The organism is Actinophytocola sp., assembly GCF_009379765.1.
GTDB lineage: Bacteria > Actinomycetota > Actinomycetes > Mycobacteriales > Pseudonocardiaceae > Actinophytocola.
In genome coordinates this window covers 1-8,171 of the sequence record NZ_WHTD01000256.1, presented here as the reverse complement: position 1 = coordinate 8,171, position 8,171 = coordinate 1, and the positions used below count along the sequence as shown (strand labels likewise).

The 8,171-nt window shown below is 70.4% G+C and carries 8 protein-coding genes and 3 pseudogenes; 6 read left to right on the top strand and 5 right to left on the bottom strand.

What is annotated here, in order from left to right:
* The 5 genes and pseudogenes from GEV28_RS41090 to GEV28_RS41070 all read left to right on the top strand — a co-directional run.
* A pseudogene (locus GEV28_RS41090) lies at positions 1–616 on the top strand (NAD(P)(+) transhydrogenase (Re/Si-specific) subunit alpha); the annotation flags it as partial.
* The gene (locus tag GEV28_RS41085) at positions 617–925 is read left to right on the top strand and encodes an NAD(P) transhydrogenase subunit alpha (protein ID WP_291419622.1); all 309 of its coding nucleotides are present in this window, start codon (positions 617–619) and stop codon (positions 923–925) included.
* On the top strand, positions 922–2,304 hold the full coding sequence (locus GEV28_RS41080; protein ID WP_291419620.1) for an NAD(P)(+) transhydrogenase (Re/Si-specific) subunit beta: 1,383 nt from the start codon (positions 922–924) through the stop codon (positions 2,302–2,304). The genes GEV28_RS41085 and GEV28_RS41080 overlap by 4 nt, the downstream gene beginning before the upstream one ends.
* A gap of 244 nt (positions 2,305–2,548) precedes the next feature.
* Entirely contained in the window at positions 2,549–3,022 is a 474-nt protein-coding gene (locus GEV28_RS41075; protein WP_291419618.1) for a CBS domain-containing protein, read from the top strand.
* Between the two features lies 1 nt (position 3,023).
* Positions 3,024–3,251, top strand: a pseudogene (locus tag GEV28_RS41070) (SLC13 family permease); the annotation flags it as partial.
* Positions 3,252–3,300: 49 nt separating this feature from the next.
* Here the strand turns inward: GEV28_RS41070 and GEV28_RS41065 are convergent.
* The 4 genes and pseudogenes from GEV28_RS41065 to GEV28_RS41050 form a co-directional block, all read right to left on the bottom strand.
* Positions 3,301–4,668 carry a glycoside hydrolase family 15 protein gene (locus GEV28_RS41065; RefSeq protein WP_291419616.1) on the bottom strand — a complete coding sequence of 456 codons (1,368 nt, stop codon included), beginning with the start codon at positions 4,666–4,668 and terminating at the stop codon, positions 3,301–3,303.
* Between the two features lie 127 nt (positions 4,669–4,795).
* Positions 4,796–5,119: pseudogene (locus tag GEV28_RS41060) on the bottom strand (trehalase-like domain-containing protein); the annotation flags it as partial.
* A gap of 17 nt (positions 5,120–5,136) precedes the next feature.
* On the bottom strand, positions 5,137–6,195 hold the full coding sequence (locus GEV28_RS41055) for a glucose 1-dehydrogenase (RefSeq protein WP_291419614.1): 1,059 nt from the start codon (positions 6,193–6,195) through the stop codon (positions 5,137–5,139).
* Positions 6,183–6,554, bottom strand: coding sequence for a DUF6292 family protein (locus tag GEV28_RS41050; protein WP_291419612.1), 372 nt, complete (start codon positions 6,552–6,554; stop codon positions 6,183–6,185). Before GEV28_RS41050 ends, GEV28_RS41055 begins: the two co-directional genes overlap by 13 nt.
* Before the next feature lie 18 nt (positions 6,555–6,572).
* Between GEV28_RS41050 and GEV28_RS41045 the strand changes: the two genes are divergently transcribed.
* Positions 6,573–7,043, top strand: a complete 471-nt coding sequence (locus GEV28_RS41045; protein WP_291419610.1) for a MarR family transcriptional regulator — start codon at positions 6,573–6,575, stop codon at positions 7,041–7,043.
* Positions 7,044–7,233: 190 nt separating this feature from the next.
* Here GEV28_RS41045 and GEV28_RS41040 read toward each other — a convergent pair whose 3' ends face one another.
* Complete coding sequence (locus tag GEV28_RS41040) at positions 7,234–8,043, bottom strand: SAM-dependent methyltransferase (protein ID WP_291419609.1); 810 nt, start codon at positions 8,041–8,043, stop codon at positions 7,234–7,236.
* Positions 8,044–8,171 lie beyond the last annotated feature (128 nt).

Below are 8,171 nucleotides of genomic sequence, written 5' to 3'. Positions count from 1 at the left end.
TGCGGGTGTGGCGGGTCTGCAGGCGATCGCGACCGCGCGCCGGTTGGGTGCGAAGGTGCGGGCCTATGACGTGCGGGCGGCGTCGGCGGAGGAGGTGCGCAGTCTCGGTGCCGAGTTCGTCGAGCTGGAGCTGCCGACGCTGGAGGGTGCCGGTGGTTACGCGCGGGAGATGACCGAGGAGCGCTCGCGGCTGCAGCGTGCGCTGCTCGCCCCGCACGTGGCGGATGCCGACGTGCTGATCACCACCGCCGCGGTGCCCGGCCGGACCGCGCCGCTGCTGGTCACCACGGACATGGTCGCCGGTATGCGGCCGGACTCGGTGGTGGTGGACCTCGCGGCGGAGTCGGGTGGCAACGTCGAGGGCGCCAAGCCGGGGGAGGAGGTCACCATCGGCGGCGCGACAGTGTGGGGTGGGGCGAACGTGCCCAGCCAGCTGCCCGCCCAGGCGAGCCATCTCTACAGCACCAACGTCGTCAACCTGGTGCTGCTCATGCACTCCGACGGCGCGATCGCCCCGGACTTCGACGACGAGATCATCGCCGGCTGCTGTGTCACCCACGCCGGCGAGGTCCGGCACGCGCCGACCCGTGAACTGCTCGGAGAGGACAAGTCCTAGATGGACGGCATCGCGCTGCTCACGGTCTTCGTGCTGGCGATCTTCGTCGGCTACGAGGTCATCTCCAAGGTGTCCTCCACCCTGCACACGCCGCTGATGTCCGGCTCGAACGCGATCAGCGGCATCGTCCTGGTCGGCACCATCGCGGTCGCCGCGCACACCGAGTCCACCGCGATCTTCGTGCTCGAGCTGGTGGCGATCGTGCTCGCCACGATCAACCTCGTCGGCGGGTTCGTGGTGACCGACCGGATGCTGCGGATGTTCCGGAGCCGGGGCCGGGCTCGCAAGGAGAGGGAGCCCCAGGCGTGAACGAGACCTGGACGGCCCTGCTCTACCTCGTCGCGGCGGTCTGCTTCATCATCGCGCTCAAGGGGTTGTCCTCGCCGAAGTCCGCTCGGCGGGGCAACGTGATCGGTGCGGCCGGCGCGCTGGTCGCCGTGCTCGTGGTGTTCGCCCACGAACGCCCGGACCGCCTGGTGCTCGTCCTGCTCGCGATCGCGATCGGCGGCGCGATCGGCACGGTTGCCGCGCGGCGGGTCGCGATGACCGCGATGCCACAGATGGTGGCGCTGTTCAACGGCGTCGGCGGCGCGGCCGGCGCGCTGGTCGCGCTGCTGGAGCTGGCCGAGGGGACCGGCGACGGTGACATGGGCGGAGTCGCGCACCTCGCGGTGACCGCGTTCACGATCCTCATCGGCTCGATCACCTTCTCCGGCTCGGTGCTCACCTTCGCCAAGCTGCAGGAGCTCGTCACCGGCCGGCCGATGATCTTCCCGGGCATGCGCTGGGTGGCCGTCGCGGCTGTCGCGGGCTCGCTCGCCACCGGGATCTGGGTCACCTTCGGCGGGTCTGTGGTCGGTGCCGTCCTGCTCGCGGTGCTGACCCTCGGCCTCGGCCTCCTCCTGGTGCTGCCGGTCGGCGGTGCGGACGTGCCGATCGTCATCTCCTTGCTCAACGCGTTCAGCGGGATCACCGTGGCGGCGAGTGGTTACGTGCTGTCCAACGTGCTGCTGATCGTGGCCGGGACGCTGGTCGGCGCGTCCGGCACGCTGCTGACCAAGATGATGGCCGACGCCATGGGCCGATCACTGGTGAACATCATGTTCGGCGCGTTCGCCGGTGGGTCCACATTGGGCAGTACCGCGGAGTCGAACCGCCCGGTCCGCTCGGCCGGCCCGCAGGACGTCGCGATCCTCCTCGCCTATGCCCGCAAGGTGATCGTGGCGCCCGGGTACGGGCTCGCGGTGGCGCAGGCCCAGCACACGCTGCGCGACCTCGCCGACGAGCTGGAGCGACGCGGCATCGAGGTGGTGTATGCGATCCACCCGGTCGCCGGCCGGATGCCGGGCCACATGAACGTGCTGCTGGCCGAGGCGGACGTCCCCTACGAGAAGCTCAAGGAGATGGTCGAGGTCAACCCGGAGTTCCGCACGACGGACGTGGCGCTCGTGGTGGGTGCGAACGACGTGGTGAACCCGGCGGCGCACGCGGTGCCCGGCTCGCCGATCTACGGCATGCCGATCCTCGACGTCGAGCACGCCGAGTCGATCGTGTTCCTCAAGCGCTCGATGCGCCCCGGCTTCGCGGGCATCGAGAACGAGCTGCTGTTCGACCCGAAGACGACGCTGCTGTTCGGCGACGCGAAGGACTCGCTCGGCAAGCTCGTCGCCGCGGTCAAGGGGTTGTAGCCGCGGCAGCCGTTGCGCGGGATGCCCGCGCGCCGGTCCGTCCGCCCGGCGGGTCTGGTGCCGCGTCCGGGTGTCGTAGCGCTCATCCGGTTGCCCTGGCCGGGGTCTTTGCGGCATCTTGATGGGCGGTGTGCCGGGAAGTCTGGTCGGCGTCCCGTCCCTGACCGGGGCGGGTCCGCGACCGTTCCCGGGAGTCGCATGCGGTCGCACCACGTCCGAGTCCGTACCGTCGTAGTCTGCGATCGTGCACGCGAACGAGATGGCCGAGGACTTTCCGGTGGTCGGCGTGGAGTCCGACGCCTGGGCGGCGGTGACCCAGCTGGCGGAGCGTCGGCTGCCCGGCCTGGTGGTCTGCGACCCTGCTGGCAAGCCGTTGTCGATCCTGCCGGCGTCGCAGGTCGTGCGGATCCTGGTGCCGAGCTACGTGCAGGACGACCCGTCGCTGGCCGGGGTCCTGTCGGAGTCGATGGCCGACCGGGTCGCGGACAAGCTGCGCGGCAAGACGGTTCGGGCACTCCTGCCGAACGACGCGCCGGAGCTGGCGGTGGTGAACGACGACGACACGATCGTCGAGGTGGCCGCGGTGATGGCCAGGCTGCGCTGCCCGCTCGCGGCGGTGATGCGCGGCGAGGAGATGGTCGGCATGATCACCGCGTCCCGGCTGCTGCAGCTCGCCCTGACCCCACCCGCGACCCGGCCCTCGTCCCGGCCGGAGTGACCTCGGCATGATGATCATCGTCGGGGTACTGCGCCGGACCGGCGTGTTCGAGTACGTCGCGATCTGGGCGGCCAAGCGCGCCAAGGGATCCCCGCTGCGGATCATGGTCCTGCTGGTGCTCATCACCGCGGTCGCCTCGGCGTTCCTGGACAACGTCACCACCGTGCTGCTCATCGCGCCGGTCACCCTGCTGGTGTGCGACCGGCTCGGCATCAACCCGGTCCCGTTCCGGACCCGCGGGTCCCCGGTTCGGGTACGGCGAGTCCCCGTCCCGCGGGTCAGGGGACGAGATGCACAAGATCGGGAAGCCCCGGGTTCGTGTGCGTGGTGATGGGGGTGCCCTCCAGGTGGCGGGCGGTGTTGACGAGCCCGACCATGCTGAACGCCTGCGGGACGTTCCCGATCTGGCGGCCGAGGGTCGCGTCGTACTCCTCGCTGAGGAGGCCGACATCGTTGCGCAGGGCCAGAACCTTCTCGAAGAGCCGGCGTGCCTCATCGGTGCGGCCGATGCCGTGCAGCGCGTCGGCGAGCCAGAAGGTGCAGGCGAGAAAGCTGCCCTCGCCGCCGGGTAGGCCGTCGACGCATCCGTCGGCATCGGTGTCGTAGCGCCGGACGAACCCGTCGTGGGCGAGATGCGTGCGAACGGCCTCGATCGTGCCGCGGACGCGCGGATCGCTCCACGGCAGGAACCCGACGCGGGGGATGAGGAGCAGCGCGGCGTCGAGGCCTCGGGAGCCGTAGAACTGGGTGAACGTCCCGCGGTCGGCGTCGTAGCCGTGCGCACAGACATCGGCGTGGATGCGGTCGCGCAACCGGCACCAGCTCTGGGTCGGACCGACGAGGCCGTGGCGTTCGACGGTGCGCACGGCGCGGTCGACGCCGGCCCAGGCCATCACCTTGGAGTGCACGAACTGGCGGCGGGGGCCGCGAACCTCCCACAGGCTGTTGTCGGGCTGGTCCCAGTGCCCTTCGAGGAAGTCGAGCAGCCCGCGTTGCAGGTCCCATGCGGTGTGGAAGACCGGAAGCCCGGCCTCGCGGACGAGGTGCAGGCCGTCGAGCACCTCGCCCCAGACATCGAGCTGGAACTGGTCGGCCGCGGCGTTGCCGACCCGGACCGGTGCGGATCCTTCGTACCCGGACAGCCAGTCGAGCGTCGTCTCCGTCAGCCCGCGGGCGCCGTCCAGCCCGTACATGATCTGGAGGTCGGCCGGATCGCCCGCGACCGCGCGGACGAGCCATTCGCGCCACTCGCGCGCCTCGGTGGTGAACCCGGTCCCGATGAGGGCCTGCAAGGTGAAGGTGGCGTCGCGAAGCCAGCAGTAGCGGTAGTCCCAGTTGCGCGTACCGCCGAGCTGCTCGGGCAGTGAGGTGGTCGCGGCGGCGAGGATGCCACCGGTCGGGGCGTAGGTCAGGGCCTTGAGGGTGATCAACGCCCGGCGTACGGCCTCCGGCCACCGGCCGTCGTACCGACACTGGGCGATCCATTCCGCCCAGAAGGACTCCGTGCCGGCGAGGGCGTCGTCCGCGACGACGGAGTCGGGCCGGGGGAGGTGCGAGGCGTGGTGGGTGAACACGAACGGAACACGGTCTCCCGCGGAGACGGTGAAGTCGGCGTGGGTCGCGGCGTCGTGCTGGTGCAGGTGCACGGGGGTGCGCAGCCATACCGCGTCCGGTCCCGCGACGGCGACGTACTGCCCGTCCTCGAAGCGAACCCATGGTGACCGAGCCGTAGTGGAACCGCGGCCGCAAGGTCATCCGCATCGGCACCGCACCGGAGACGCCCTCGACGATGCGGACCACGTCGGGCGCGTCGCCGCGCGGGGGCATGAAGTCGAGCACGCGGACCGTGCCCTCGGGCGTGTCCCACTCGCTGCTCATGATCAACGAGTCGCCGCGGTAGCCACGCCGGGTGGCGGGTCCTCCGGTGGTGGGGGCGAGCTGCCAGCTTCCGGCTCGCTCGTCGTCCAGCAGCGCCGCGAAGCAGGCCGGGGAGTCGAACCGGGGGAGGCAGAGCCAGTCGATGCTGCCGGTTCGGGACAGCAGTGCGGCGGTCTGCAGGTCGCCCAGCAGGGCGTAGTCCTCGATCGGTGGGGCCATGTCCGTTCGTCCTCTGTTCAGGCGTGGTCGGTGAGCGTGATGACGACCTTGACGTCGTCCGGCCGGGTGGCGAAGGCGTCGGCGAACCGGGTGAGCGGGACCCGCCGGCTGACCAGCTCGGTCAACCACGCGACGTCGGCTGTCGCCAGTGCCTCGGCGGCCTGCTGGTAGTGGCGCAGGTTGGCGTTGACCGACCCGACGACGACGTCGTTCTCCAGCACCAGCTCGCGGTTGATGGCGCCCGCGTCCACGCCGACCCGGCGGCCGGCCGCGGACACACCGGTCAGGCAGACGATTCCGTAGGCCGCGGTGTTCGCCAGCGCGTCGAACACGACCTGACCCGCGCCGGTGGCCTCGATGACCACGTCGGGCTCGATCCGCGCCGCCACGGAGTCGACTGGGTCGTGGTGGTAGGTCGCGCCGAGCGCCTTGACCAGGTCTGGCTTGGGGCCGTCGGTCACCCGGTCGAGCACGTGCACGTCCAGACCGCGCTGCACGCCGAGCAGGGCCGCGAGCAGACCGATCGGTCCGGCACCGGTCACCAGCACCCGGCTGGCGTCGAACCAGGCGCGCTCACCGACCCGCTGCACCTGTTCCCATGCCTTCGCCACCACCGTCGTCGGCTCCATCAGCGTGCCGACGGACTCGAGCTGCGGGTCGAGGGCCACGGCGTAGTCGGTTTCCACGCGCCACAGCTCGCTGCCGTAGCCGTCGAGCTCCTTGATCCCGCGTTCGGTGTAGCGGCCGTTGCGGCACATGTCGAACTCGCCGCGCGCGCATGCCCCGCACGGCACCGGATCCGGCCGCCGAACCACCCCGACAACCAGGTCTCCTGGGGCGAACTTCGAGTTCGGCGGGCTCGTCAGCACCCGACCGAGGGACTCGTGGCCCAGCACGAGCCGGTCCTGCCCGGGCGGCGCCCAGCCGTACTCGCCGCCGACGATCTCCTTGTCCGTCCCGCACACGCCGATGGCGAGGCCCTGGACGAGCAGCTCGTTCGGTGCCGGCACGGGATCGGGCACGTCGGACACCCGGAGCGAGCCCCGTTGCCCGGGTGCCACGGTCAGCGCGCGCACGGCCGTCCCCCTTCCGGCAGGCCGACGGAGACTCCGGGCACGGGCGTGAGCGTTCGTCGCACGTCGGCCACCAGCTCGCCGGGATCCGGGCGAACGGTGTCCGGCCACGCCGCGAGCTCCATGGGTCGCTCGGCTCCCTCGGGCTCGACGGCGAGGGCCCAGCCGCGGTCGCTGGTCCACTGCAACATGAGGAACCGTCCCGGATACTCGGCCGCGCGGTTGGCCAGCGCGATGTAGGCCGCGGACGGCGGGCCGTACTCGGTCCACGTCGCCGCGGGCTCGACGCCGAGTCGCCGGGCCACTGCCTCGACGTACGAGCGCAGAGCCAGGTCGTGTGCGTAGTGCGGATCCGGGTCCATATGACTTACTATAGTTGCGTGACGCAAATATTCACGACTGGTGACGGTGCCGATTCGGCGTTGGCGGTCCTGCGGGCGATGGTCGGAATCGCCGACTCGACGGTGGAGAAGATCACCGCCGAGCTCACCCTGACCCAGTTCCGCGCGCTGCGCACGGTCGCCGAGCGGACCCCCATCACCATGGGCGTGGTTGCCGCGGAGCTGGCCATCAACCCGTCGTCGGTCACCCGTGCCTGCGAGCGACTGGTCGCGGTCGGGCTGTTGCAGCGAGCGCAGAATCCGCTCAACAAGCGGGAGATCCTGCTGGCGCCGACACCCAAGGGGCGGCAGATCGTCGACCAGGTCGACCACGATCGTCGCGAGGTCCTGTCGACGGTACTGCGACGGATCGACCCCGAGGCCCGAACCACCGTCGTCGCGGCCTTCGCGCAGTTCGCCGCGGCCGCGGCCGTCGCAGCGTCGACCACGAACAATAGCCCGGTCGCATAATTGCGTCACGCAAAAGTCAGGAGAAAGACCGAATTGCTACGACTGCGGCAGCAGAGACCACCCGGAACCCGCGACCGGCGGGTGCGCGACCCGCGGCGTCGGTGTCTGTGCGGGCTGCGCACCAGGGTCCTGAACCCGCCGGGCGTCGGCATCGCACGCCGCACGCCGTGAACCGTGGTCGCTCGTGGTGCTACGGCTTGTGGCCGACCGCGGCGTAGACGAACGACAGCTCGGGGTGGTCGCCGACGTCGGTGTCCGCCTCGGGGCGCCACTCCGGTGTCCACACCACGCCCGGCTCCAGCAGTTCGGTGCCGGTCATGAACTCGGTGACCTGTTCGATGGTGCGGCCGCCGCCGGGCGTCGTGCTCTCCTCGTACATCTGCCAGCCCTCCTGCGACCGTTGCACCGTGACACGTGCGGCGGGGGAGAGGACGAGGTAGCTTCCCGGGGCCATGCCCTCGACATACCGTGCCACGGTGTGGCGTGGGTTCGCGGAGTCCGGGACGAAATGCAGCACGGCAGCCAACAGCACGGCGATGGGCTGGTCGAAGTCGAGTAACCGTCGCGCGGGCGCGGAGCCGAGGATGGTGTCCGGGTCCGAGAAGTCGGCCAACACCGCGTCGGCCAGGTCGTTGTCCTTGAGGATCAGCTCGCTGTGCGCCACCGCGACCGGTTCGTTGTCGACATAGAGCACCCGGGCGTCGGGGGCGGCCTTCTGGGCGATCTCGTGCACGTTCCCGACCGTGGGGATGCCCGACCCGATGTCGAGGAACTGGCGGATGCCTTGGCCGACGCAGAGCTTGACCGCCCGGCGCAGGAAGGCGCGGTTGCGGCGGGCCGCGTTCCTCGCCTCCGGAATGGTCTCCAGCAGCTTGTCCGCGAACACCCGATCGTGCTCGAAGTGGCATGCTCCACCAAGGAGATAGTCGTAGACCCGAGCGGCATTCGGCCTGTCGAGGTCAACAGTTGTTGGCGCCCAGTCCGGCAGTTCGTCCGCCATGCATCCCACTCTAGTGTCACGTGACCCTGAAACCTTTACGCCGCTGCGGCCAACAGCGGCCCCTGTCTGTGTTACGGCGTTGGAGAAAAGCCCAAGTACATCCAGTACGAGCGGCTTTCCTCCGCCTT

Excerpts from the sequence above, each read along its gene's own strand:
- GEV28_RS41085 (WP_291419622.1), top strand. The coding sequence starts at position 617 with ATGGACGGCATCGCGCTGCTCACGGTCTTCGTGCTGGCGATCTTCGTC.
- GEV28_RS41050 (WP_291419612.1), bottom strand. The coding sequence starts at position 6,554 with ATGGACCCGGATCCGCACTACGCACACGACCTGGCTCTGCGCTCGTAC.
- GEV28_RS41040 (WP_291419609.1), bottom strand. The coding sequence starts at position 8,043 with ATGGCGGACGAACTGCCGGACTGGGCGCCAACAACTGTTGACCTCGAC.